The organism is Bradyrhizobium sp. Leo78 (assembly GCF_059512425.1).
The window spans coordinates 60,980-86,076 of record NZ_JCAMOT010000028.1 but is presented as its reverse complement, the minus strand read 5'-3'; the positions used below and the strand labels follow the sequence as shown (position 1 = coordinate 86,076).

The window sequence follows — 25,097 nt, the reverse complement described above, 5'->3', positions numbered from 1 at the left end:
CGCCGTCATTCCGGGGCGATGCGACAGCATCGAGCCCGGAATCCATTTCTCCGCCTGGGTATGTGGCGCAATGGATTCCGGGTTCACGCTTCGCGTGCCCCGGAATGACGAACGGGAATCAGCCGCGCGCGAAGGCCAAGATCATGTTGTTCGCGGGCATTTCGACGGTCGCGCCCAGTGACAGGCCGACGCGCGCCGCCAGCTTCTCGACGTCGGCGATGTCGCGCACGCCCCAATCGGGATCCTGATTGCGCAAGGACGTGTCGAACACGGCATTGCTGAGCGCGGTGTGCTTGCCGTCGCGCTTGAAGGGGCCGTAGAGGAACAGCCGGCCGTCGTCGCGCAGGCGGCGTGCGGCGCCTTCGAACAGGCCCTCGGTGACGGACCAGGGCGCGATGTGGATCACATTGGCGCAGAACACCGCGAGCAGCTTTGGCAGCTCGCCGTCCTCAGGCGCAGCACCGGGCCAGGCCGGATCGGAGAGATCGATCCGCAGCGGCGGACGGATATTCGGAAGGGCGGAATGCGCGCGCCAGGCCGCGATGCTCTTCAAATGGGCGTCGTTGAGATCGCTCGGCCACCAGGTGATATCGGGGGTCTGTCCAGCGAAATACACGACATGCTGGCCGGTGCCGCTGCCGGCCTCCAGCACGTCGCCGGAACGCCCTGCGAGGAATTTCTCCAGCACCGCCCAGATCGGCTGATGGTTGCGATGAAAGGCCGCCGCATCGAGCCGGCCGTCGGCCTCGACCCGCCCGCCGTCTTTGCCGAATTCGACCACGAACTCTGCCACGATGCTCTCTCCTCTTTCAAAACGGCAACACCGCGACGATGCTGCTATTCCATATAGGTCGTTGCAATGCGCGATTTAACCGCGCCCTTGTGAGAGGATTGCGTCGTGCTGCTTACAGGCGTAGCCCGGATGAAGCGAAGCGTAATCCGGGAACGGTGGAGCAAGGGACGCCTCCATCTCTCCACCTCGTCATTCCGGGATGCGCCGAAGGCGCAGGCCCGGAATCCATCACGCCGCTTGCGCAAGCGGAAAAATGGATTCCGGGCTCTCGCTACGCGAGCCCCGGAATGACGAGGGAGAGTCCGTAGCCCGGATGAAGCGAAGCGTAATCCGGGAACAGCGGCGGCCTCCATCTCTCCGCTCGTCATTCCGGGATGCGCCGAAGGCGCAGGCTATGATGTGCAATTGCACATCAGAGAATCCATTGCGCCGCATACGCAAGCGGAAGAATGGATTCCGGGTTCTCGCTTCGCGAGCCCCGGAATGACGGGGCGATGGAGCTACCGCGCCACACGCTCCAATTCCTTCGTCAGCACATCCAGCGCATCGGCGAGCATCACGCCGCCGCAGACGGTGAGACGTTCGGGAAGCACGATGCGCCTCGCAGGCGGGTAGAAGTGCTCCAGCGCCGGATGCAGCAGGAAGGCGCGGCCGTTGTCTTCGGCGCGGTCGCCGGCCTCCGACACCAGGATGAAATCCGGCCTCAGTTGCACGATCGCCTCCAGCGAGGCGTAACCGCCGGCAGCGACGCCGAGGTCGCCGGCGGGATTGAGCAGGCCGGCTTCGGTCAGAAGCGACGAGACCAGGCTGTCGCTGCCGGACACCCAGCCGCGGCGCGCCAGCGGCAGCACGCGATAGTGCTTGCCGGTCGCGGCCTGGCGCGCTCGGGCGATCGCGGCATCTAACCTTGCAATCGCGACCTTTGCGCGGTCCGGATGTTGCACGATCTCGCCCATCTCGCGGATCTGGTCCTTCACCTCGTCCAGCGTGCGCGGCACGCTGAACTCGACGAGATGAAGGCCGTTGGCCTTCAGAAGCTCGCGCGTTGCGCGCTTGTCGAACAGGCTGGCGACGACGATGTCGGGCTTCAGCACCAGCACGTCCTCCGCGCCGCCGGAAAGGATCGGGAAACGGCGCGCCTGATCGGCGGCGAAGGATTGCCAGGCCTCGCGGGAGTACCGGCTGAGGCCCAGGATCTGCTGGGGATCGGCGAGCGAGAGCAGCAATTGATCGCTGCAGACATTCATCGAGACGATCCGCGGCGGGCTCGCCGCATGCGCGACAGTGGTGGACAAGACGAACGCTGCAAGGCATGCAGCGAGCCGGGCCATCAGATCTCCGCCCAGGGCACGATCACCGTCTCGCGCTGATGCTCGGCGCGGAAGGCGCTGACGCGGAACACATCGGCCATGACCGTTTCCGACAGCGCGTCTGCCGGCGCGCCCTGCGATGCGAGGCGGCCCTGCGCCAGCACCAGCGCATGGTCGGCAAAGCGCGCGGCGAGGCCGAGGTCGTGCGTCACCACGATCACCAGCACGCCCTTGTCGGCGGCGGCACGCAAACCCTTCATGACGTCGATCTGGTGGCGCGGATCGAGCGAGGCGGTCGGCTCGTCCGCCAGGATGATCGGCGCCTCCACCGCGAACACGCGCGCCAGCGCAACGCGGCTGCGCTCGCCGCCGGAAAGCTCGGTGACACGCCGCTCCGCGAACTCCATGACGTCGGCCGCCTGCATCGCCCGCACCACGGCCTCAGTATCGCGCGGGGACAGCCGGGCCGGATCGGTCGCGCCATGCGGGTAGCGGCCGAGCGCGACGATGTCGCGCGCCGGCAGCGGCCAATGCACCATGTGCCCTTGCGGAAGATAGCCGAAGCGCTTGGCCCGTTCGCGCAGCGGCAGCGCGGCAAGCGCCTCGCCTCCCACCTTGATGACGCCGTCGGAGGGAATGAGGCCGGCGAGCGCGCGCAGCAGCGTGGTTTTGCCGGCGCCGTTCGGACCGACCAGCGCGACGAGATGACCGGAGGCGAGTTGCAGCGACACATCGTTGAGCACGCGGCGGCCGGCGAGCACGACGTTGAGGTGTTCTACAACAAGCGCCGTCATGCGACGCCTCCGCCGAGCGCGCGACGCTCGCGCATGATGAGATAGAGGAAGAACGGCACGCCGATGATCGAGGTCAACACGCCCACCTTGATGTCCGACGTCGACGGGATGATGCGCACCGCGATGTCGGCCGCGAGCAACAGCGCCGAGCCGGCAAGCGCGCTCGGCACCAACAGCCGCGCCGGATCGTGGCCGATGACGGGCCGCATCAGATGCGGCGCGACCAGGCCGATGAAGCCGATGGTGCCGGTGACCGCCACCGCGCCACCGACGCCGAGCGCAACGCCTGCGATCACGAACAGGCGCAGGCGGCCGACGTCGACGCCGAGGCTTTGCGCGGTCTCTTCGCCAAGCGTGAGCGCGCGGAACGCGCTGGCTTGCGACAGCAGGATGGCGCTACCTGCCACGATGAACGGCAGCGCCAGCGCGACATGCTGGAAGCTGCGGTCCTCCAGGGAACCGAGCAGCCAGAACGCGATCTCGAGCGCCAGGAACGGATTGCTCGCGAGGTTCATCACCAGCGCCGTCGCAGCGCCCGCAAGGCTCGAGATCGCAAGCCCGGCGAGGATCAGGATCAAGAGGCCCGCATTGCGGCCGGCAATCGCGAGCAGCACGAAGACCGAGCCGAATGCGGCGATGATGGCGGCGACCGGCAGCGCGTAGGAGCGGACATCGGCCAGCCCCAGCGCGATCACCAGCACCGCGCCGAACGCCGCCGATTGCGGCGCGCCGAACAGCGAGGGCGAGGCTAAGGGATTGCGCAACAGGCCTTGCAGCGCCGCGCCTGACAGACCGAGGATAGCGCCGATCGCGAATGCCAGAATGGTGCGTGGCAGGCGGATCTCGCGCACGATCACCTGCGTGACATCGCTGCCGCCACCGAACAACGCCTCGATCACCGTCAGCGGCGACAGCCGCACCGGGCCGGTGCCGAGCGAGATCAGCATCAGCAAGGCAACCAACGCAATCATTGCAACGGTCGCCCCCAACCGCCGCCGCGCGGCCAGACCCGCCGCTATCGTGAAATCATGTGCACTCATCGCGCCCTGCTTCTTGCAGCGAATTCGGTGGCAGACAAGCGACACCGGAACAAAAAAACGTATGAGAGCCAGGGAGCCGCAGTTTCGCCGGGATTGACTCACGTGCCGCCAAAATCCTAGATGGCCGCGACGGTTCCTATCGGGATCAAAAGGGAATGCGGTACCGGGAAACTTCCCGTAAAGCCGCGGCTGCCCCCGCAACTGTATGCGGTGAATCCTTCGTCATATGCCACTGGGAGTCTCGGTCCTGGGAAGGCGACGAAGGGTAACGACCCGCGAGCCAGGAGACCTGCCGTCATACGTGGTCACACGCGACGATGTCGGTCGGGGAGTACAGGCATTTGCTTCACCTGAAGCGCGAAACGCGATGGTGAGCCTTGGTTCGCTGTGACGTGCCACTGACGTCATACCGAGGTCTCGCCGATGTTCTCTGCTACCACAGCCACCAAGCAACGCCGCGCGCTGCTGCTCGCGTCGAGCATGCTGGCGCCCGCTTTGTATGTTTCCGCCGCGCAGGCGCAGGAAGCGCCCTCCGAGCAATTGCCGCCGGTCGAGGTCAGGGCGCCCGGCGACCACAACCGCACCCGCGCCAAGCCCGCTTCCGACGGCACTCCAGGTCCCCGGCGTCCCGCGCCGGGCCAGGTGCCGACCAACGCGCAGCCGGCCGGCGGCGCGGGCGCTGGCGGCGCCGCCGCTGGCGGAGCTTCATCCGGTGGCGGTGGCGGCGGCCCGCAATTTGCCGGCATTGTCGGGACGTCCTCGACCGTGATCACCGCCGACGACATCGCGCATTCGCCGACCCAGGTTCTGGCCGAGATCATCGCGCAGGCCCCCGGCGTGCAGCTTCAATCGCTCTATGGCGGCGTGAACGGCGCCAAGACCTCGGTCGACCTGCGCGGCTTCGGCGCGTTCGCCACCGCCAACACGCTGTTCCTGCTCAACGGGCGACGGCTCAACGACATCGACATGGCGCAGGTGGATCTATCGACCATCCCGCTCGATTCGATCGAGCGCATCGAGATCACCCGCGGCAACAGCGGCGCCGTGCTCTACGGCGACAATGCGATAGGCGGCGTGATCAACATCGTCACCAAGACCGGTGTCGGCGGCCCGCCGGTCTCGATCCGCGGCGAAGCCGGCTATGGCTCCTTCAACCAGCGCATGGCCGCAATCTCGACCGCGATGAATTCGGGACCCTGGTCGGCGTCGTTCTACGGCAACGGCATCAAGTCCGACGGCTACCGCGTGAACAATGCGCTCGACCAGCGCAACGGCGTCGGCAATCTCAACTACACGACGCCGGACCTGAAAGCCTTCCTGACGGTGACCGGCGACGACCAGAAGCTGGGCTTTCCCGGCGGCAGGCTGGTCGATCCTTCGATCGGCGTCAATCAACTCGTCACCGATCGCAAGGGCGCCGCCACGCCGTTCGACTATGGCAACCAGCAGGGCGCGAGCGCGACGGCGGGCTTCACCAAGACGCTCCTGAACGGTGTCGACCTGATCGTCGATGGCGGCTACCGCCAGAAGGACACGCAAGGCGCGTTCTTCGGCACCTCGCCATTCATCAGCGCGGCATCCACCTACAATGACGCCGCGTTGCAGACCTGGTCGATCACGCCGCGGCTGAGCATCAACAATTCGATCTTCGGGATTCCCTCGTCGATCCTGACCGGCATCGACTATTACGATGCAACGTTCCACCAGCAGCGCGGCGCGTTCCGGGGCGTGCCGCCGATCCATACCTACGACCTGTCGCAGCAGTCGCTCGCCGGCTATTGGCAGCACACGGTTGGCCTCTTGCCCACCACCGATTTCTCCTATGGCGCGCGGGTGCAGAACACCTGGCTCAGCGCGCGCGATCGCTACGATCCGAACGCGCCGTTCGCCTTCGACGCGCAGGCGACGCCGCTCGACCAGAGCGAGACCAATTACGCGCTGCATGTCGGCGTCGAGCATCGCTTCACCGAAATGTTCTCGGTGTTCGCCCGCGCCGCGCACGCGTTTCGCACGCCCGATGTCGACGAGCGCACGTCCACCGGACCCGCGTTCGATGCGGACTTCAACCCGTTGCCGCAGAATTTCCAGTTGAAGACGCAGACCTCGCACGACGTCGAAGCCGGCTTCCGCGTCAAGACGGGCCGCTTCCAGGTGCAAACCAGCATCTACAACATGGACCTCGAGAACGAGATCCATTTCAATCCGGTGCTGTTCTACAACATCAACCTCGATCCGACCCGGCGTTATGGCTCCGAGACGCAGGCCTCGCTGCGGGTCAGCGATACCGTCTCGCTGCGCGGCGGCATGGCTTACACGCGCGCGGTGTTCCGCGAGGGACAGTTCGCGGGCAACGATGTGCCGCTGGTGTCGCGCTACACCGGCAATCTCGGCGTGACCTGGAATATCTGGGACAACTATCTCGTGTTCGATGCCACGCTGCGCGCCTGGAGCTCGCGCGTCATGGACAACGACCAGGCCAATACGCAAACGCGCATTCCGGGCGATGCGACGATCGACCTCAAGCTCAGCGGCGCCTATGAGCATTTCTTCTGGTCGGTCAGCGTCAACAACGTCCTGAATGCGCTCTATTACGACTACGCCATCGCCTCGAACTTCACGCCCGGCCGCTTCAGCGCCTATCCGCTGCCGGGTCGGACTTTCCTGGTGAAGGCCGGCGCCACGTTCTGAAGCGATCGGCCGGTCCGCGAGCCACGCGCGGACCGGCTTGTTCCGCCCGAATCAGCCATTATGTCGTGATGGCGGGAGATCGACATGGGCGGGATCGGGAAGAGAAGCCAACCTCCGAAGCAGGAAGGCGGCAAGCCAATGCCGCCGCCTCCACCTGCGCGTCACGACGAAGACGACGACTACGAAGACGGCGACATCGCCACACCGAAGCGCGATCGCTACGGCCCCGACGACGAGCCGTTGTAAGACGCTTCGCGTCATTGCGAGCGCGGAATTGTAGGGTGGGCAAAGGAGCGCAGCGACGTGCCCACCATCAGGCACTCCGCTCGCAATGGTGGGCACGCTTCGCTTTGCCCACCCTACGACGGCTGATGCAGTCCCGCGAAATCGTCGCGCTCGATCTTGCGGATGCTCTTCACATCGAGCAGATGCGCGCCGAAGCCGCCGCGAGCGACCGTCTTTGCCAGTTTCGGCGAGACCAGAGTGAGGCCGACCGTCATCGTCAGCGGCACGGCGCTGAGCCAGTCGAGCCGCACCGGCGTCAGCTCCTCGGTGCTGGCGTTGTAGGGCCCCGAGGTCTTCAAGAGATCGCCGCACTCGACCAGAATGTCGCGCCTGGTGCCGCCGCGGGAGGCGTGGCCGAGCAGCGCCTGCATCGCCAAATGCGTCCGCACGCCGGCGCGACTCTCAGGCAAGGGTTGTGGCGTCTCGCCGAGCGATACGCGCAGCAGGAGATCGACCAGATCGGCGCCGGCGCGGAAGGCATTGAGCGGCTCGACCAGGCGCGGATTGCAGTCGATCAGGAGCGGCACGGGGCTGTCGATCGGCATCACGTAGTCGACCGACAGCGCGCCGTGCCAAGCCAGCGCTCCCCCGATCGCTTCCAGATAGGCGCGCACCTGCGGACGGCTGACGCTTTCCTTGATCGCCTCGCCGCCGCCGACGCCGGGCGCGATCTGCCGATAGACATGGAAACCGACCAGCCTGCCCTCGCAAAATACCGACTGCGCCTTTTCGGTGGTGCCGGTGACGAGATCCTGCACCAGAAGCTCGTCGGCGAAGGTGTCGGCCGCGCCGAGCTCGTACAGCGCGATGTTGAAATCGGCTTCGTCGCGCACGAACCAGATGCCGCGACTCGCGGTGCCGACCGAGGTCTTGATCACGGAAGGAAAGCGGATGGCGTCGCGCAGCTCGCTCTCCGACGTCACGATCCGAGTCGGCGGCTGCGGCAGGCCCAATTGGCCAAGCAGACGGCTGAAGCCGGCCTTGCTGTGCACCATCCGGTAGCTGCCAAACCGCGGCAGCGCCAGGCCGACGCGGCCCTTCAGCCGCGCCTCGGCGCGCGCGAACAGAAAGCCCTGCTCATGGGTCGGCAGCAGCACGTCGAACGGCGCCTCCAGCAGCCGCTCGATGAAGCCGAGGAATCCCTCGGGATCGTGGCGCAACCCCGGACAGCGATGGAATTTGCGCACGAAGCGCGAATAGCGCGACAGGCACCAGGGCGAGGGATCGCAGACTTCGACATGGTGCCCGGCAAGGCCGAGGATCGTGATCGCCTCGCGCGCCGAGGTGCTCGCCCCCTCGGGGATCAGGACGCGCAGCTTTGTTGCCGGATCGGTCATGCCAGATCATTGCTGCAATGCGAGTTGCTTGTCTTGCCGCTTTAATGCCGCATGTCGCTCGGTCGCGGTTCGCCGGGGCAGCCATGCAGTGGCCTTCATGGACAAATAACGCTCAGCCGATATTTTCGAGACAAGCCCCGCCGGGCGTCACATTTAGGGGCTTCTCACTGATATGGCTGATGTTCTCGCCGCACCGCAGCAATTGAAGACCGACAGCGCGGTGCGCACGCTGACGGGGATTTCGATCGCCCATTGGGTTAGCCATTTCCATATCTTCGTGCTGCCGATGCTGTTCCCGTTCCTGAAAGAGCGGCTCGGTGTCGGCTATATCGAGCTCGGCTTCGCGCTGACCGTATTCGCGCTGGTCTCCGGCCTGACGCAGGCGCCGATCGGCTATCTCGCTGACCATATCGGCGCCCGAAAAATCCTCCTGATCGGGCTCTGCCTGGGCGGCTTTGCCCTGATCGGGCTCGGTGCGCATTTGAGCTATCCGGCGCTGATCGCAAGCGCGATCGCGCTCGGGCTCGCCAACAGCGTCTATCACCCTGCCAACTACGCGATCCTGTCGGCGCATATGGACGAGGCGCGGATGGGCCGGGCGTTCTCGGTCCATACCTTTGCCGGCTTCCTCGGCGGCGCGGTGGCGCCGGCGATCATGGCGGCGCTGGTCGCGGCAATCGGCGGGCTCGGCGCGCTGATGGTGGCCGGCGCTATCGGCCCGCTGGTGGCGCTATTGCTCGTCGTCATGGGCATCCCCGACGCGGGCGCCGCGAAGGACAGGCCCGAGGGCAGTGAGAAGGTGAAAACCAGCGTGATGACGCCGGCGATCATGGTGCTGACCGTGTTCTTCACGCTGCTCAGCCTGTCGAGCGCGGGGATCAATAATTTCGGCGTGGTGGCGCTGATGGGCGGCTATGGCGTGTCGTTCTCGTCGGCCAATATCGCGCTGACCGCGTTCCTCGGCGCCAGCGCGGCGGGCGTGCTCGCCGGAGGCTATCTCGCCGACCGCACCCACCGTCATAGCCAGGTGGCGGCGGCCTGCTTTGTGGTCAATGCCGCGATCGTGCTGCTGATAGCGCTGGTCAACGCGCCATCGGCAGTGCTGACCGCAGCGCTCGGCCTGGCCGGCTTCCTCGGCGGCGTGATCACGCCCTCGCGGGACATGCTGGTGCGCAACGCGGCGCCTCCCGGTGCGGCTGGCCGCGCCTTCGGCATCGTCTCCACCGGTTTCAACTTCGGCGGCATCGCAAGCCCGCTGCTGTTCGGCTGGATCATGGACCACAACCTGCCGCATTGGGTGTTCGGCGCGTCCGCCGCGTTCATGGTGGCGACGGTGCTGCTCGCCCTCGTCACCGACCGCAAGCCGCAGGGATCGGAAGCGCGCGCCGCGGCCTGACGACCTATTTTTCAGGTGTCCTCGCGAGCGATTGCTTCCAGACGATCCGCGCAATCGTTCAGGCCGACATAACAGGCGATACCGAGATAGATGGTCTGAAGGGCGCGAACGCTCCGGTCTCGACGTGTCGGCACGCGCGTGGCGCCGATAGCGTGATCGCCGGCCTCGGCTGACTGCATGGAAAGCGCGCGCTCGTTGGCTAAGGTGGTCGCGGTCACGAGAGATCTCCGCAGTGATACCAGGGGACTCTGCGGTGCGCCTGTTACGGTCCGATCACTGCCTCGAACTAAATGCTTACGGCTGTAACCGATCGCGATAATCTGACAGGGAGGCGAGCCAACGCGGCTTGATGCGATCCTGAGCTGGCAACAGAAGAGGAGACATCTCAATGCAGGAGTACGATCTCTACATTAATCCGCAGAAGCCGACGTTAGGCCTCTATGTGCGCAAAGGGGCCGGTCTTCCTGATCTGGCCGATCCCAAGCAATGGGCATTTGACGGCACGGCGGCACAAGCCGAATTGCCGCCAGATCTTGTGAAAAGGATCGAAACCAACGGTCACGCTTTCCGCGACATGGACTAGGCTTTGACGTCACCGCATATTTCCAGGTTGCGGCGCCATAGCGCATTGCAGAGCCCCACCACTGCCGGTTGACAGCCTCGGGGGGCGATCCATGATGCGCGGCAACAACAACAAATCGGGATGAAGCGCCATGACCTCAGCGCCTGATATCGTGATCCGCGGCGGCACCATTGCGGACGGCAGCGGCGGGGACCTCTATGAAGCCGATGTGGCGATCACGGACGGCAAGATCACCGAGGTTGGCAAGGTCGCGAGCAAAGGCAAGGAGGAGATCGACGCCCGCGGCAAGCTGGTGGCGCCAGGCTTCGTCGATGTTCACACCCACTATGATGGCCAGGTGACCTGGAGCCAGGACATCACGCCCTCCTCGCAGAACGGCGTCACCACGGCGATCATGGGCAATTGCGGCGTCGGCTTTGCGCCGTGCCGGCCCAGCGACCACACCAGGCTGATCCAGCTCATGGAAGGCGTCGAGGACATTCCCGAGCCGGTCCTGAGCGCCGGCATTCCCTGGGAATGGGAGAGCTTTCCCGACTACATGAACTGGCTGTCGAAGCGCAGCTTCGACGTCGACATCGGCGCGCAACTGCCGCATGCGGCGCTGCGTGTCTATGTGATGGGCGAACGCGGCGCGCGGCGCGATCCTTCCACGGTGGAGGATAACAGGCAGATGGCGGCGCTGGCGGGCGACGCGGTACGCGCCGGCGCACTCGGCTTCTCCACCTCGCGCACCCTCAACCACCGCACCTCGACCGGCGACTTCACGCCGACCTTGAAGGCGGGCGAGGACGAATTGACCGCGATCGCCGGCGCGATGCATGGCGTCGGCCGCAGCGTGCTGCAATTCGTGCTCGATCTCTCCACCGTCCACGAAGACCTGCCGATGATGCTGCGGGTGGCGGAGAACACGAAATGCCCGATCTCGTTCTCGATCACCCAGAACGACAAGTCGCCGCGGCGCTGGCGCCAGACGCTCGACACCATCAACGAGGCAAGCCGCCGCGGGCTGTCGATCACCGCGCAGATCGCCGCGCGTCCGGTCGGGCTGATGCTCGGGCTTGAATTGTCGCGCAACCCGTTCCAGACCCATGCGAGCTACAAGGCGATCGCGTACCTGCCGCTCAAGGAGCGGGTGGCGCGGTTGCGCCAACCTGAAGTGCGCGCCGCGATCCTCGCCGAGAATGCGACCGACACCGACGATCCGCTGTTCTTCCGGCCGAACTACGACAAGATGTATCTGCTCGGAAATCCGCCCGACTACGAGCAGCCGCCGGAGAACACGCTGGGCGCGCAGGCGCGCCGGCTCGGCAAACGCCCGGAAGAACTCGCCTATGACGCGATGCTGACCGACGAGGGCCGCGGCATGCTCTACGTGCCGTTCCTCAACTATTCCGACGGCAATCTCGACGCGACCCGCGAGATGCTGCTGGACCCGAATTCGGTGCCCGGCCTCTCCGACGGCGGTGCGCATTGCGGCATCATCTGCGATGCCTCTTTCCCGACTTATCTGCTGACGCACTGGACCCGCGACCGCACCCGCGGCGAGAAGCTCTCGATCCCCTTCGTGATCGCGGTGCAATCGCGCAAGACCGCGCTCTCGGTCGGCCTCGCCGATCGCGGCCTGATCGCGCCCGGCTACAAAGCCGACGTCAACGTGATCGATTACGACCGGCTGCATCTGCATCCGCCAAAGGTCCATTACGATCTCCCCGTCGGCGGCCGCCGATTGTTGCAGCAGGTCGACGGCTATGACGCGACGATCGTCTCGGGCGTAGTGACGCAGCGCGGCGGCGCGGCCACCGGCGCAAGGCCAGGCCGGCTTATTCGCGGTACGCAGGCGATGCATTAGGTGCGTAGCGGCGTAGAGTGGGCAAGGAGCGCAGCGACGTGCCACCATCACGCGCCGTGCTCGCAATGGTGGGCACGCTTTCGCTGTTCGAGCTACGGCGGACAAGTCGCTTTGCCCACCCTACAAGGACGAAATGGTGCTTACCCGATCAGGCACACTGCCGCAGAACTTTGGCAGCGCCGATTATGGTTGGCTCATGAGGGTCTTCGACGTGCGGGCGGCGCGGCCGGCCGTAGCTCCATGTTGGATATACCTGCTGCGACATTCAGGCCGGTCTGCGCCTCGACCGACACCGGCTGCAAGCTGACAGTGCGGTCTGAACCTCCGATCAGGACGTTGGCTCCCAGTCCGACGCCAATCGTACCGTCGACGGTGGCGCCACCATAGCTTCCTGCCAGCGCTCCCCGGCGCAGCGTGGTCGGCGCAAAGACGGCCCACGCAAGTTGACCGCCGGACGTTGCACCGATGTCCAGCCCAAACGTGCTGATAGTGCCCTGGTAGGCGTCACGCGTCCTGCCTCGTGCAGATGCATAGATGCAGCTCAGTTGCTGCTGTCCCCCGATAACCATGCCGACGCTAGGGGCGATATTGCAGGAAAGCGTTCCGACCCTCACTCGCCCCGGCTGCTGAGCCGTAGCCGGAACGGCTGCCAACCCCAGTGCCAAGGCTCCCCCGATTGCAAGGCCATTCAGCGTTCTGAATATCACTTTCTTGTTCACTGCGACACTCCATCTGACATTTCAACGCTCGCTTGTAACTCGGGGAAACCTCGGCAGACATCCACAATCGGGTGATGATGCTGACTTTGCCTTCGCTGTTCGAGTTACGGCGGACAAGTCGCTTTGCCTGCCCCACGAAAACGGCGCGAAGAAAGCGCGAGAACGGCGCTGCGCGCTCCCCTCTCCCCTTGTGGGAGAGGCCGTATCGCATGCAGCGAAGCGGAATGCGATGCGGGTGAGGGGTGCGGCCTATCGAGGGACCACGACTCGTGGAGGCATACCCCTCACCCGGATTTCCCGCTGACGCGCGAAATCCGGCCTCTCCCACAAGGGGAGAGGCGGTTCGAGTGTGCGGATGCTGTGTTAGCCTCACTACACCGAAACTATGTCGGCGATATCGCGCTCTTCAATTCGCTTGAGGGCACCACTTCGCCGCGCAGCCTTGCGCGTTCGGTGTTGGGCCAGAGCAAGAGCAGGCCGAGCAATCCGGATGTGATCATGATCGCGGCGTTGATGGTGAAGCCGGTCATGTAGCCGTCGAACAGATTCCCCGCGTGCTGGATCACGCTGCCCATGACCGCCGGCGCCACGACGCCGGCAAGCGTGTAGAGCGCGCCATAGATCGAGATCACGGCGCCGCGCTGCGACACCGGCGTGAACTCGCCGATCATCGGTGCACAGACCACATAGATCGACCCGCAGAGACCGGAGCCGAAGACGAGCAGCGCGATCGTCATTCCGCCCGGCGCGACATGGGGCATGATGGCCATGATGATGCCGCCGACGATCAGCGGCACCGAGCCGAGCACGCCGCGCGCGCCGCGGGTGGTGAAACCGCGCGCCAGCAACGACTGCGAAACCCAGCCCGTGAGCATGACGACGACGGCGCCGAACACCCATGGCAGGATCGAAACGAAGCCGGCCTGATGCTGCGAATAGCCGAGTCCCTTGACGATGAAGGGCGTGAACCAGGTGAGCCCAAGCGATAGCGCCCAGTACGCGCCGAAGGTGGCGGCAACGCAGCCGACGAAGGTCCGCGAGGTGAGAAGCCGCGAATAGGGAATGCGCTGCTCGCTGGCCGCCGTCGCCGCGCTCTCCACCAGCGGGCCTTCCTTGCCGAGGATCGCCCACGCCACCACCCACATCAGCCCGACGATCCCGAGGGCGCCGAACGCATAGTGCCAGTCGTGATTGACGATGATCCAGTTCAGCGCCGGGACCGCCAGGATCACGCCGAACGCCGAGCCCTGCGACAGGATCGCAATCGGCAAGGTTCGCTTCTCGTCGGGGAACCATTTGAAGATGGCATGCGCCGCCACCGACGCCGCGGGCCCCTCGCCCGCACCGAGGATGATGCGGCAGATCAGAAGCGTGGCGAAGCCGACGGTGCCGACCATCGGGAACTGCGCCAGCGCCCAGATCAGCGCCAGCACCAGCAGCACCCAGCGGGTCTCGACGCGGTTGACGATGAAGCCGACCACGATGGCCGAGATCGAGAAGAGGAAGAAGAAGGAGGAGCCGAGCAGGCCGAACTGCTCCGGATCGAGTTTCAGTTCGGTCATGATCGGCACGCCGGCGAGGCCGACCACGATCTTATCCGCGAAGTTCACCAGCATGAACAGGAACAGGAGGAAGGTGATCTTCCAGGCGCCTTTCGGCGTCGGCTGTGCGGTCATGCTTGGTTCTCCCCGTGGTTTTCTCGCTTGCTCGGCTCGGTTGTTCGGCTCTGTCGGCCAGGTTCTGCCCGATGCTAGCCTTGGGTTTCCTGACAAGGCAACCGCGGATTTTGACCTGCCGGCCCTGCCGTGGCATCGACAGCGCATGCCAAGTGGAAATCGTCCCGTGCTCGAGGTCACCGGCCTGAGGAAAAGCTATCGTTCGGCCGGCGAGGACATCGCGGTGCTGCGCGGCGTCAACCTTGCGGTTGCCGCCGGCGAAAGCGTGGCGCTGACCGGCGAATCCGGCAGCGGCAAGAGCACGCTGTTGCACCTGATCGCCGGGCTCGATGCCGCCGATGGCGGCGAGATCGTTCTCGACGGCGTCAGCCTTTCCAACCTCGGCGAGGCCGGTCGTGCTGCACTGCGTCGCGACCGGCTGGGATTGGTGTTCCAGCAATTCAACCTGATCCCGAGCCTGATGGTTTCGGACAATCTTACCTTTCAGTCGCGGATCGCCGGACGGCATGATCCGAAATGGCACGACGAACTGGTGCAGCGGCTTGGACTGGCGCAGCTCTTGAAGCGATATCCGGAGCAATTGTCCGGCGGCCAGCAGCAGCGCGTCGCGATCGGCCGCGCGCTGGCGCCCAAGCCGCTGCTGCTGCTCGCAGACGAGCCGACCGGCAATCTCGACGAAGAGACCGCCGACGAGGTGCTGGCGCTGGCGCGCGATCTGGTGGCGCGGACCGGGTGCGGCTTCCTGATGGTGACGCATAGCGCGCGGCTCGCAGCATTGCTCGACCGCCGGGTCAATTTGCATGCGGGGGTGATCGCATGAGCCGGGCGCTGTGGACGCTGGCAGTTCTCCTCAGCCATTGGCGTCGGCATCCGATGCAGCTTGCGACGCTGCTGATCGGATTGATCTCCGCGACCGCGCTGTGGAGCGGCGTGCAGGCGCTGAACCAGCAGGCGCGCAACGCCTATGATCGGGCGGCGGCGACCTTCGGCGGCACCCGCACCGCGATGCTCGTCAGTCGCGACAGCACCAGTTTTCCGCAACACCTCTTTGTGGATCTGCGCCGCGCCGGCTGGCCGGTCTCGCCCGTGGTCGAGGGGCGCCTGCAGATCGGCGGACGATCGTTCCGGCTGCTCGGCATCGAGCCGGTGACGCTGCCGGGCGAAGTCAGCACTGCGCCGGTGATCGGCCGGACTGATCTGCAGTCCTTTGTCACGCCGCCCGGTGAAATGCTGGTGGCGCCGGAGACGCTGGCAGACCTTGGCCTCAAAGAGGGCGAGCGGCCATCGTCGAATGGCGGCGTGCTGCTGCCGCCACTCCGCGTGCAGGCGCAGCTCGTGCCCGGCGTGCTCGTCGTCGATATCGGGATCGCGCAGCAGATCCTGAAGATGCCGGATCAAACCTCGCGCGTGCTGATCGGCAAATCCAGCGCCAGGCGCGCGCCGCTCGAAAGCATCGCAGGCGACCGGCTGCGCCTGGTCGAGCCCAACGCGGAAACCGATCTCGAGCGCCTCACCGACAGCTTCCATCTCAACCTGACCGCGTTCGGGCTGTTGTCGTTCTTCGTTGGCCTCTTCATCGTCAACTCCGCGATCGGGCTTGCCTTCGAGCAGCGGCTGCCGATGCTGCGCACCTTGCGCGCCTGCGGCGTGTCGGCGCGGATGCTGAACAGCGTGCTGGTAGCCGAGCTGGTATCGCTCGCGCTGGTCGCGGGCCTGGTGGGACTGATGTGCGGGTATGTCATCGCCGCCGCGCTGCTACCCGACGTCGCGGCCTCGTTGCGCGGGCTGTATGGCGCGCAGATTCCGGGACAACTGACATTGAAGGGCGAGTGGTGGCTCGCCGGCATCGCGATCAGCATCCTCGGCGCGCTGGCGGCCGCCGCCGCGAGCCTTGCCAAGGCGATCCGCATGCCGGTGCTATCATCGGCGCAGCCGCAGGCCTGGCAGCAGGCGCAGCGGCGCTGGCTGGTGTTTCAGAGCGCTGCCGCGCTTGCCGCCTTTGCCGTGGCCGGCGGCTTTCTCTGGTTCGGCGATTCCCTGCTCTCGGGCTTTGCCGTGCTCGCCGCGCTGATGCTCGGCGCCGCGCTGATCCTGCCGATGATTCTGGAGATCGCACTTGCGCTCGGCCAACGCAGCGCCGGGCGGCCGGTCAGTATCTGGTTCTGGGCCGACAGCCGCCAGCAGCTCTCGGGATTGTCACTGGCGCTGATGGCGCTGTTGCTTGCGCTCGCAGTCAATGTCGGCGTCGGTACCATGGTGGAGAGTTTCAGCCGCACTTTCCTGGTCTGGCTCGACGGACGGCTCGCTGCCGATGTCTATGTCAACGCGGCCAGTGATGCGCAGGCAAGTGAGATCAAGACCTGGCTGCGCGGGCGGAGCGAGGTGCAGGCGATCCTGCCCGGCGGCCGCGCGGATGCGCAGCTTGCGGGCATGCCGATCGAGGTGCTCGGCCTGCCCGATCAGGCCACCTTTCGCGACAACTGGCCGCTGCTGGAGTCGCGATCGGATGGATGGGACCGCCTGCGCGCCGGCGACACCTGCTTTGCCAGCGAGCAATTGTCGCGGCGGCTGAAGCTTGCGATCGGCGACCGGATCGAGGTGCCCGCGCCGGGCGGCAACTGGCCGCTCGAGATCGTCGGCATCTATGCCGACTACGGCAATCCCAAGGGCCAGGTGGCGGTGAACTTTGCCGCGCTGACGCGGCACTTTCCGGAAGTGCCGCAGACACGGTTCGGCCTCCGCGTCCCACCGCCCGCCGTGCCCGCGCTGATTGCCGAGCTGCAGCAGAAGTTCGGCCTCGATGACCGCAGCGTCGCTGATCAGACGACGGTGAAGGCGGAGTCGAAACGCATCTTCAACCGCACCTTCTCGGTTACGTCAGCACTCAACACCTTCACGCTCGGCGTCGCCGGCGTCGCGCTGCTCACGAGCCTCCTGACGCTGGCGAATTCCCGCCTACCGCAACTTGCGCCGCTGTGGGCGATCGGGCTGACGCGCGAGAGGCTCGCGCGGATCGAATTGCTGAAGACAATGGCGGTGGCGCTGATCACCTCGCTGTTTGCGCTGCCGCTCGGCCTTCTGGTGGCGTGGTGCCTGCTCGCGGTCGTGAATGTGAAAGCTTTCGGCTGGCGGTTGCCGTTCCAGGTGTTCCCGTTGCAACTGGTGGAACTGCTCGGCGTTGCCCTGGCGGCGGCGCTGTTGGCTGCGCTATTGCCTGTCATCCGGCTGGCGCGGATGCAGCCGGCCAATCTGATCCGCATCTTCGTCAATGAGCGCTAAATGAGACTGGGCCGAATTGCATCCGCAATGGAGGCTGCGCTCCCTCCCCCGCTTGCGGGGGAGGGCTGGGGTGAGGGTGTCTCCACGATGGGACTGTCCGTGTGGAGAGAGCCCTCACCCGGCGCTTCGCGCCGACCTCTCCCGCAAGCGGGAGAGGTGAAAATCTCGCGCCGGGCGTTCGTCGGCGGCGCGCTCGCAGTTGGCCTTGGAAGCCATGCGCATGCGCAGGGTTTCGCCGGGCTCGGCGAGACCGCCGACGGGTTCGCGCCGGTCGTGCCTGGCAAGCGTTTCGTCTTTCCTCTCGATCACGGCCCGCATCCGGAATTCCGCATCGAGTGGTGGTATGTGACCGCGAACCTCGTTGATCCGGCTGGCGCGGCCCATGGCGTGCAATGGACGCTGTTCCGGCAGGCGATGCGCGCCGGCGCGCAGCTTGAAGGCTGGGCCAACCAGCAAATCTGGATGGGACACGCCGCGGTCACCCGCGCCGACACGCACCGTTATTCCGAAACATTTGCGCGCGGCGGCGTCGGGCAGGCCGGCGTCGAGACGAGTCCGTTGGTCGGCTGGATCGATGCCTGGGAGATGCGTGGGCTCGACGGCTTCAATGCGGACAAAGTGGCGCCGCTGAAACTGAGCGCGACGGGCGCAGATTTCAGTTACGAGCTCCGGCTCGATGCGGAGCGGGCGCTGGTGCTGCAGGGCGACCGCGGCTACAGCAGGAAGTCCGATCGCGGACAGGCGTCCTATTACTACAGCCAACCCTTCTTCAAGGCGGCCGGCCGCATCGTCATCGACGACAAGCCTGTCGACGTCACCGGGCAGGCCTGGATGGACCGCGAATGGAGCAGCCAGCCGCTCGCGTCCGACCAGACCGGCTGGGACTGGTTCTCGCTGCATCTGCCCAATGATGAAAAGCTGATGCTCTACCGGCTGCGCCAGAAGGACGGCAAGAGCAACCTGTTCGGCAACTGGATCGAACCGGACGGCCGTTCCAGCGAGATCGCTTCAAGCGATAACAGCATCATGCCGATCGCCTCCACCGAGATCGGCGGCCGCAAGGTGCCGACGGCATGGCGTATCGAAATTCCTGCGCGCGGGGTCAAGATCGAAACCAGGCCGCTCAACGCGCGAAGCTGGATGGGAACGGGTTTTTCCTACTGGGAGGGCCCGATCAGCTTTGCCGGCAGCCATGCCGGCGTCGGCTATCTCGAACTGACGGGGTATTGAATTCGCCGCGGTGAGCGTCAACAGCGCCTCAAACTCCGCCGTCGTCCCGGGCTTGACCCGGGATCCATAACCACAGGCGTTCATAGTGTGCTCCGCTGCAACGGCTTGTGCACGCCACCACGACCGCCTGTGGCTATGGGTCCCCGCCTTCGCGGGGACGACACCGGTGATTGGTTTGCCAGCTTGCGCAGGGTGGGCAAAGCGCAGCGTGCCCACCCTCACGAGCGGAGTGCTTGAAGGTGGGCACGCTTCGCCTTGCCCACCCTACAAGTCTGTTAGCTAAGCATCACTTCGTCAGCGGGCAGCCGCTTTCCTTGGCGGTGAAGAAGGCCTTGTCGCCGGGCACCACGGCGAGCTGCTTGTAATAGTCCCACGGCTTCTTCGATTCCGAGGGCTTCTTGACCTCGAACAGGTAGAGGTCGTGCACCATGCGGCCGTTCTCCTGCACCTTGCCCTTCGCGAAGGCGTCGTCGACCGGCAGCTCCTTCAGCTTTTTCGCCACCTTATCGCTGTCCTTGGTTCCGGCGGCCTTCACGGCTTTCAGATAGGACAGCGTCGCCGAATAGGTGCCGGCGTGGATCATGCTCGGCATGTGGCCGGTGCGCTTGATGAAGCGTTCGCTGAAGGCGCGCGAGGCGTCGTCGTGGTCCCAGTAAAACCCTTCGGTGAGCACAAGACCCTGCGCGGCTTCCAGCCCGAGCCCGTGGACCTCGGACAGCGTCATCAGCAGGCCAGCAAGCTTCTGCCCGCTCTTGACGATGCCGAACTCGGCCGCCTGCTTGATCGAGTTGGTGGTGTCGAGGCCGGCATTGGCAAGGCCTACGATCTTCGCCTTCGAGCTCTGCGCCTGCAGCAGGAAGGACGAGAAATCCGACGAGTTCAGCGGCACGCGCACCGAGCCCAGCACCTTGCCGCCCTTTTCCTTGACGATGTCGCTGGTGTCCTTTTCCAGCGCGTAGCCGAAGGCGTAGTCGGCAGTCAGGAAAAACCAGGTATCGCCGCCCGCCTGCACCAGCGCGCCGCCGGTGCCCACCGCCAGGGCGCGGGTGTCATAGGCCCAGTGGAAACCGTAGGGCGTGCAGGCATCGCCTGTGATGCGGGAGGTCGCCGCGCCCACGACGATGTCGATCTTCTTCTTCTCGTTGGAGAGTTCCTGGACCGCGAGCGCCACCGAAGAGGTGGTCAGCTCGGTGATCATGTCGACGCCTTCGGTATCGTACCAGCGCCGCGCGATCGCAGAGGCGAGATCGGGCTTGTTCTGGTGATCGGCTGTGACGAGCTCGATCTTGTGCCCCAGCACCTCGCCGCCGAAATCTTCGATCGCCATCCTGGCAGCCTCGAGCGAATACTTGCCGCCGTAATCGGCATAGACGCCGGACTGGTCGTTCAGGATGCCGATCTTGACGCCTTGGGCAAAACTCGGAGTTGACAGCAAAAGGCCGCCAAGGGCGACGGCGGCGAGCAATCCCGATTTCATAAATGATCTCCCTGCAGTTTCTGTTCGGAATATCAGCGAATGATATTTTATAACCCTGCGGCTGCCCATCACTTTCGGCTCAGCCATTAGTGGGGCTTGCGCCGACCTCTCTTCTCGTCATTCCGGGGCGCGCGAAGCGCGAACCCGGAATCCATCGGGCGGCATACGCTGGCGGAGAAATGGATTCCGGGCTCATCGCTTCGCGATGCCCCGGAATGACGGCGACGGTAAGCGGCCCCCGCCTCAAGCTTCCACCGGCTTCTTCGGATGCCTGGGATCGGCGAGCCCGCGCACCACCATGTAGAAGATCGGCGTGAAGATCAGGCCGAACAGGGTGACGCCGAGCATGCCGAAGAACACGGCGACCCCGACCGCCTGGCGCATCTCCGAGCCCGAGCCGGTCGAGACCACCAATGGCAGCACGCCGAGGATGAAGGCGAACGACGTCATCAGGATCGGCCGCAGCCGCAGGCGGCAGGCCTCGATCACCGCCTCCAGCCGCGGCTTGCCCTCGGCCTCGATGTCGCGCGCGAACTCGACGATCAAGATCGCGTTCTTGGCGGCGAGGCCGACCAGCACGACGAAACCGATCTGGGTCAGGATGTTGACGTCCTGCCCCATGATGCGCACGCCGATGGTCGCAGCCAGCAGGCACATCGGCACGATCAGGATCACCGCAAACGGCAGGCTCCAGCTGCCATATTGCGCGGCGAGCACGAGATAGACGAACAGCACGCAGATCGGGAACACGTAGAGCCCGGCATTGCCGCCGGTGATTTGCTGATACGACAGGTCGGTCCACTCGAACGCAAAACCGCTCGGCAGCGTTGCATCGGCGAGCTGCTTGATGGTGTCGAGTGCGGTCTGCGAACTCGTGCCGGGCGCCGGCTCGCCCTGCAGCTCGGATGCCGAATAGAGGTTGTAGCGCGCGACGCGGTCGGGCCCGGAGACGTCGCGGAATTCGACCAGGCTGCCGAGCAGCACCATGTCGCCCGCGGCATTGCGTGTCCGCAGCCGCGCGAGATCGGAGGTTTCCTTGCGGAACGGCAGGTCAGCCTGCGCGGTGACGTGATAGGTGCGGCCGAACAGGTTGAAGTCGTTGACGTAGGTCGAGCCGAAATAGGTCTGGATGGTGTCGTTGATGCTTGCGATCGGCACGCCGAGCTTCTGCGCCTTGATGCGGTCGATGTCGACGAACACTTGCGGCGTATTCGCGGTGAACGGCGAGAACACCGAGGTGAGATATGGCGACTTGCGGGCGGCAGCGACAAGTTCGTCGGTCGCGGCGGCCAGCAGCTCGGGGCCGCGGCCCTGCCGATCCTGGATACGGATGGTGAAGCCGCCGCCGGTGCCGATACCCGGCACCGCAGGCGGCGGGATCACGATGATGAAGGCCCCCTGGATCACAGACAGGCGCTTGCGCAGCTCGGCCGTGATCGCGGTCGCCGACAACCCCTTCTTCTGGCGCGCCTCCGGCTCATCGAACACGGGGAACAGCGCCGCGGCATTGCCCGACTGCGTGCGTGTCGCGCCCGAGAAGCCGGCAAAGGCCGCGACGCGCACGATGCCCGGCGTGTCGAGCGCGATCCGCTCGATCTCGCGCACCACAGCCGTGGTGCGAGCCAGCGATGCCGCCCCCGGCAATTGCACCGACACGATGATGTAGCCCCGATCCTGCGCCGGAATGAAGCCCTGTGCCGTGGTCGCGAGCAACCAGCCGGCGCTGCCGATCAGCGCGACATAGATCAGCAGCATCACCGCCGTATGGCGGATCACGAAGTCGGCCGCTGCGGCATAGCCATGCGACAGCCGGTCGAACAGGCGGTTGAAGACGCCCGTGAACTTCTCCCAGCCACGGGCAATGATATTCCAGCGCGCCGCCGGCCGCTTCTCCTCATGCGGCACCAGGATCAGCGAGGCCAGCGCCGGCGACAGCGTCAGCGAGCAGAAGCAGGAGATCGCGGTTGCGACCGCAATGGTGACGGCGAATTGCTGGAAGAACTGGCCCGAGATGCCGCCGAGGAATGCGGTCGGCACGAACACCGCACACAGCACCAGCGCGATCGAGACCAGCGCTCCGCCGACCTCCTCCATCGTCTTGAGCGCGGCATCGCGCCGGCTCATTCCGTGCTCGAGGTGCCGCTCGACATTCTCGACCACCACGATGGCGTCGTCGACCACGATGCCGACCGCCAGCACCAGGCCGAACAGCGTCAGATTGTTGATCGAGAAGCCGAGCGCAGCCATCACCGCGAAGGTACCGACCAGCGACACCGGGATCGCGATGATCGGAATGATCGCCGGCCGCCAGCCCTGCAGGAACACCAGCACCACGATGACGACGAGCAGCATCGCCTCGTAGATGGTCTTGATCAGCTCGTGGATGGATTGTGCGATGAATTCGGTCGGGTTGTAGCCGATATTGTAGTCGAGCCCTTTCGGGAAGCTCGCCTTGAGCTTGACCATCGTATCGGAGATTTCCTTGGCGGTGGCGAGCGCGTTCGAGCCGGGCCGCTGCGTCACCAGCATGCCGACCGCCGATTTCTTGAGCAGGAAGCTGTTGGTGCTATAGGACAGCGCGCCAAGTTCGACGCGGGCAACGTCGCGCAGGCGCACGGTGCGGCCGTCGGCGCCGGCCCTGACCACGATATCCTCGAACTGCCTGGGATCCTTGAGACGGCCGGTAAAGACAAGGTTGGGCTGGAACGCGCGATCCGCTATCGGCGGCTCCGCGATCTGTCCGCCCGCGATCTGCAGGTTCTGCGCGCGGATCGCCGCCAGCACCTCGGTTGAGGTCAAGCCGAGATTGGCGAGGCGGTCGGGATCCAGCCACAGCCGCATCGAGTAATCGCGCGCGCCGAAGATCTGGATGTCGCCGACGCCGTCGAGCCGGAGCAACTGGTCGCGGACCTGCAGCAGCGCGTAGTTGGAGATGTAGAGCTGGTCGAAGCTGTCATCGGGCGACAGCATGAATACGACCATCAGGATATCAGGGCTGTTCTTGCGCGTGGTCACGCCGTTGCGCTGCACCTCTTCGGGCAGCCGCGGCTGCGCGATCGCGACGCGGTTCTGCACCAGCACCTGGGCGGTGTCGAGGTTGGTGCCAAGCTTGAAGGTGACGGTAATGGTGAGCTGGCCGTTCGAGGTGGCCTGGCTGTAGAGATACAGCATGTCCTCGACGCCGTTGATCTCCTGCTCGATCGGGGCAGCGACGGTGTCGGAGACGGTCTGCGCGGAGGCGCCGGGATAATTGGTGGTGACTACCACGGTGGGTGGCACCACTTGCGGATATTCCGAGACCGGCAGGGTGGTGTAGGCGATCGCGCCGACGATCAGGAGCACGATCGACAGCACCATCGCCAGGATGGGCTGGTTGATGGAAAGCCGCCCGAGGTTCATGATTTGCCACCGCTCGCGGCTTGTGCGGGATGCGGGCTCACCTTGGCGCCGACGCGAGCGCGCTGCAGGCCATCGACGATCACACGGTCGTCCGCCTTGAGGCCTTCGCGGACCACGCGCAGACCTTCGTCGAGCGGGCCGAGCGTCACGGGCTTTGCCTCCACCGTGTCGTCGTCCTTGACCACGAACACGATCTTGCGCGACTGGTCGGTGGCGACAGCCGTGTCGGGCACGAGCAGCGCCTCATAAGGCGAGCTGCCGATGATCCGCACGCGGCCGAACTGTCCGGGCAGGATCGAGAGATCCTTGTTCGGAATCACCGCGCGGCTGCGCAGGGTGGCGGTCGAGACATCCAGCCGGTTGTCGAGGAAATCCATCTTGCCTTCGTGCGAGGGCCTGGTTTCGCCGGTCAGCGTCACCTGGACCGGATTGGGCGTATCGCGCGAACTCGGCCGTTTGCCCTCGAACCAGAGCCGGTTGTTCCGCAGATAGGTCGCCTCGTCGACGTCGAAATAGATGTAGATCGGGTCGAGCGACACGATCGAGGTGAGCAGGGTCGCGCCGCCCTCGCTGCCCTGCACAAGATTGCCGACGCTGACGAGATGGCGGCTGACGCGGCCGGTGAGCGGCGCCAGCACATGGGTGAATTCGATGTTGAGCTGGGCTGCCTTGAGCGCGCCCTCGGCCTGCGTCTCGGCGGCATGGGCTGCCTGCAAGGCCTGACGGCGCTGGTCGACGACCTGTTCGGAGACTGCACTGGTCTGAACCAGGTTCAGGCCGCGGTCGAGCTCGCGCTTGGCGAGCTCTGCCTTGGCACGCGCGTCCGCAAGTTGTCCCTCGGCCTGCTTGGCGACCGCCTCGAACGGGCGCGGGTCGATCACGTAAAGCAGGTCGCCGGCGCGGACGATGGCGCCATCGCGAAACTCGACGCTGGTGACGAAGCCGCCGACGCGGGCGCGAACCTGGACCTCCTCGATCGCTTCGAACCGCCCGGTGAATTCGTCCCAATCCGTGACCGTGCGCTTGGTCGGCTGCGCCACCGTGACCGCAGGGGCCGGCGCCGCCGCCTGTGGCTGCTGCTTGTCGCCACAGCCCGACAATGCCAAGGCAGACGTTGCCAAGGCAATGAGCAAGCCAAGCGCGCTGACGCCGCGCCGTGAGTTGGCCGTGAGGTTCCCCGTCCTGTCGGTCGCGCCCAAGTCGATCTCCCCCTGAACAGCACAGCCGATGCGCCCCATGCGC

General features: G+C 65.5%; 19 protein-coding genes and 1 riboswitch. Of the genes, 8 read left to right on the top strand and 11 right to left on the bottom strand.

The window, feature by feature from the left end; translation table 11 throughout:
* Window positions 1-118 precede the first annotated feature (118 nt).
* The 4 genes from AC5ZG1_RS29465 to AC5ZG1_RS29450 form a co-directional block, all read right to left on the bottom strand.
* Entirely contained in the window at window positions 119-793 is a 675-nt protein-coding gene (locus AC5ZG1_RS29465; RefSeq protein ID WP_496134864.1) for a DUF938 domain-containing protein, read from the bottom strand.
* A gap of 500 nt (window positions 794-1,293) precedes the next feature.
* Window positions 1,294-2,124, bottom strand: a complete 831-nt coding sequence (locus AC5ZG1_RS29460; protein ID WP_496134863.1) for an ABC transporter substrate-binding protein — start codon at window positions 2,122-2,124, stop codon at window positions 1,294-1,296.
* Window positions 2,124-2,897, bottom strand: a complete 774-nt coding sequence (locus AC5ZG1_RS29455; RefSeq protein ID WP_496134862.1) for an ABC transporter ATP-binding protein — start codon at window positions 2,895-2,897, stop codon at window positions 2,124-2,126. The genes AC5ZG1_RS29460 and AC5ZG1_RS29455 overlap by 1 nt, the downstream gene beginning before the upstream one ends.
* Window positions 2,894-3,868 carry a FecCD family ABC transporter permease gene (locus AC5ZG1_RS29450; protein ID WP_496134880.1) on the bottom strand — a complete coding sequence of 325 codons (975 nt, stop codon included), beginning with the start codon at window positions 3,866-3,868 and terminating at the stop codon, window positions 2,894-2,896. Before AC5ZG1_RS29450 ends, AC5ZG1_RS29455 begins: the two co-directional genes overlap by 4 nt.
* Before the next feature lie 182 nt (window positions 3,869-4,050).
* A riboswitch (cobalamin riboswitch) is annotated at window positions 4,051-4,248 on the top strand.
* A 112-nt stretch (window positions 4,249-4,360) separates the two neighbouring features.
* Here AC5ZG1_RS29450 and AC5ZG1_RS29445 point away from each other — a divergent pair.
* Both AC5ZG1_RS29445 and AC5ZG1_RS29440 read left to right on the top strand, forming a co-directional pair.
* Window positions 4,361-6,625, top strand: a complete 2,265-nt coding sequence (locus AC5ZG1_RS29445) for a TonB-dependent receptor (RefSeq protein WP_496134861.1) — start codon at window positions 4,361-4,363, stop codon at window positions 6,623-6,625.
* Between the two features lie 84 nt (window positions 6,626-6,709).
* The gene (locus AC5ZG1_RS29440; protein WP_496134860.1) at window positions 6,710-6,871 is read left to right on the top strand and encodes a hypothetical protein; all 162 of its coding nucleotides are present in this window, start codon (window positions 6,710-6,712) and stop codon (window positions 6,869-6,871) included.
* A 113-nt stretch (window positions 6,872-6,984) separates the two neighbouring features.
* Here the strand turns inward: AC5ZG1_RS29440 and AC5ZG1_RS29435 are convergent, their stop codons facing one another.
* The gene (locus AC5ZG1_RS29435) at window positions 6,985-8,247 is read right to left on the bottom strand and encodes a hypothetical protein (RefSeq protein ID WP_496134859.1); all 1,263 of its coding nucleotides are present in this window, start codon (window positions 8,245-8,247) and stop codon (window positions 6,985-6,987) included.
* A gap of 172 nt (window positions 8,248-8,419) precedes the next feature.
* Here AC5ZG1_RS29435 and AC5ZG1_RS29430 point away from each other — a divergent pair, with 172 nt between their 5' ends.
* Window positions 8,420-9,643 carry an MFS transporter gene (locus AC5ZG1_RS29430; protein WP_496134858.1) on the top strand — a complete coding sequence of 408 codons (1,224 nt, stop codon included), beginning with the start codon at window positions 8,420-8,422 and terminating at the stop codon, window positions 9,641-9,643.
* Between the two features lie 11 nt (window positions 9,644-9,654).
* Here the strand turns inward: AC5ZG1_RS29430 and AC5ZG1_RS29425 are convergent, their stop codons facing one another.
* Window positions 9,655-9,861 carry a hypothetical protein gene (locus tag AC5ZG1_RS29425; RefSeq protein ID WP_496134857.1) on the bottom strand — a complete coding sequence of 69 codons (207 nt, stop codon included), beginning with the start codon at window positions 9,859-9,861 and terminating at the stop codon, window positions 9,655-9,657.
* A gap of 170 nt (window positions 9,862-10,031) precedes the next feature.
* On the opposite strand from AC5ZG1_RS29425, the gene AC5ZG1_RS29420 reads away from it, so the two are divergent.
* Together AC5ZG1_RS29420 and AC5ZG1_RS29415 are read left to right on the top strand one after the other, a co-directional pair.
* The gene (locus tag AC5ZG1_RS29420) at window positions 10,032-10,226 is read left to right on the top strand and encodes a hypothetical protein (RefSeq protein ID WP_028167238.1); all 195 of its coding nucleotides are present in this window, start codon (window positions 10,032-10,034) and stop codon (window positions 10,224-10,226) included.
* A gap of 130 nt (window positions 10,227-10,356) precedes the next feature.
* Window positions 10,357-12,075, top strand: a complete 1,719-nt coding sequence (locus AC5ZG1_RS29415) for an N-acyl-D-amino-acid deacylase family protein (protein ID WP_496134856.1) — start codon at window positions 10,357-10,359, stop codon at window positions 12,073-12,075.
* A gap of 194 nt (window positions 12,076-12,269) precedes the next feature.
* Here AC5ZG1_RS29415 and AC5ZG1_RS29410 read toward each other — a convergent pair whose 3' ends face one another.
* Window positions 12,270-12,782, bottom strand: coding sequence for a DUF992 domain-containing protein (locus AC5ZG1_RS29410; RefSeq protein WP_496134879.1), 513 nt, complete (start codon window positions 12,780-12,782; stop codon window positions 12,270-12,272).
* 395 nt (window positions 12,783-13,177) lie between these two features.
* The gene (locus AC5ZG1_RS29405) at window positions 13,178-14,470 is read right to left on the bottom strand and encodes an MFS transporter (RefSeq protein ID WP_496134855.1); all 1,293 of its coding nucleotides are present in this window, start codon (window positions 14,468-14,470) and stop codon (window positions 13,178-13,180) included.
* A gap of 145 nt (window positions 14,471-14,615) precedes the next feature.
* On the opposite strand from AC5ZG1_RS29405, the gene AC5ZG1_RS29400 reads away from it, so the two are divergent.
* The 3 genes from AC5ZG1_RS29400 to AC5ZG1_RS29390 all read left to right on the top strand — a co-directional run bounded on the left by AC5ZG1_RS29400 (window position 14,616) and on the right by AC5ZG1_RS29390 (window position 18,979).
* Window positions 14,616-15,290 (top strand): ABC transporter ATP-binding protein, encoded by a 675-nt coding sequence (locus AC5ZG1_RS29400; protein WP_130227312.1) that lies wholly within the window; start codon window positions 14,616-14,618, stop codon window positions 15,288-15,290.
* A complete protein-coding gene (locus AC5ZG1_RS29395) occupies window positions 15,287-17,749 on the top strand; it encodes an ABC transporter permease (RefSeq protein WP_496134854.1) in 2,463 nt (820 codons plus the stop codon). The genes AC5ZG1_RS29400 and AC5ZG1_RS29395 overlap by 4 nt, the downstream gene beginning before the upstream one ends.
* Window positions 17,750-17,905: 156 nt before the next feature.
* On the top strand, window positions 17,906-18,979 hold the full coding sequence (locus tag AC5ZG1_RS29390; protein ID WP_496134853.1) for a lipocalin-like domain-containing protein: 1,074 nt from the start codon (window positions 17,906-17,908) through the stop codon (window positions 18,977-18,979).
* Between the two features lie 286 nt (window positions 18,980-19,265).
* Here AC5ZG1_RS29390 and AC5ZG1_RS29385 read toward each other — a convergent pair whose 3' ends face one another.
* The 3 genes from AC5ZG1_RS29385 to AC5ZG1_RS29375 form a co-directional block, all read right to left on the bottom strand.
* Window positions 19,266-20,456, bottom strand: a complete 1,191-nt coding sequence (locus AC5ZG1_RS29385; protein ID WP_028167246.1) for an ABC transporter substrate-binding protein — start codon at window positions 20,454-20,456, stop codon at window positions 19,266-19,268.
* A 243-nt stretch (window positions 20,457-20,699) separates the two neighbouring features.
* Complete coding sequence (locus AC5ZG1_RS29380) at window positions 20,700-23,855, bottom strand: efflux RND transporter permease subunit (protein WP_496134852.1); 3,156 nt, start codon at window positions 23,853-23,855, stop codon at window positions 20,700-20,702.
* A complete protein-coding gene (locus AC5ZG1_RS29375) occupies window positions 23,852-24,988 on the bottom strand; it encodes an efflux RND transporter periplasmic adaptor subunit (RefSeq protein WP_456641504.1) in 1,137 nt (378 codons plus the stop codon). Before AC5ZG1_RS29375 ends, AC5ZG1_RS29380 begins: the two co-directional genes overlap by 4 nt.
* Window positions 24,989-25,097: the final 109 nt, after the last annotated feature.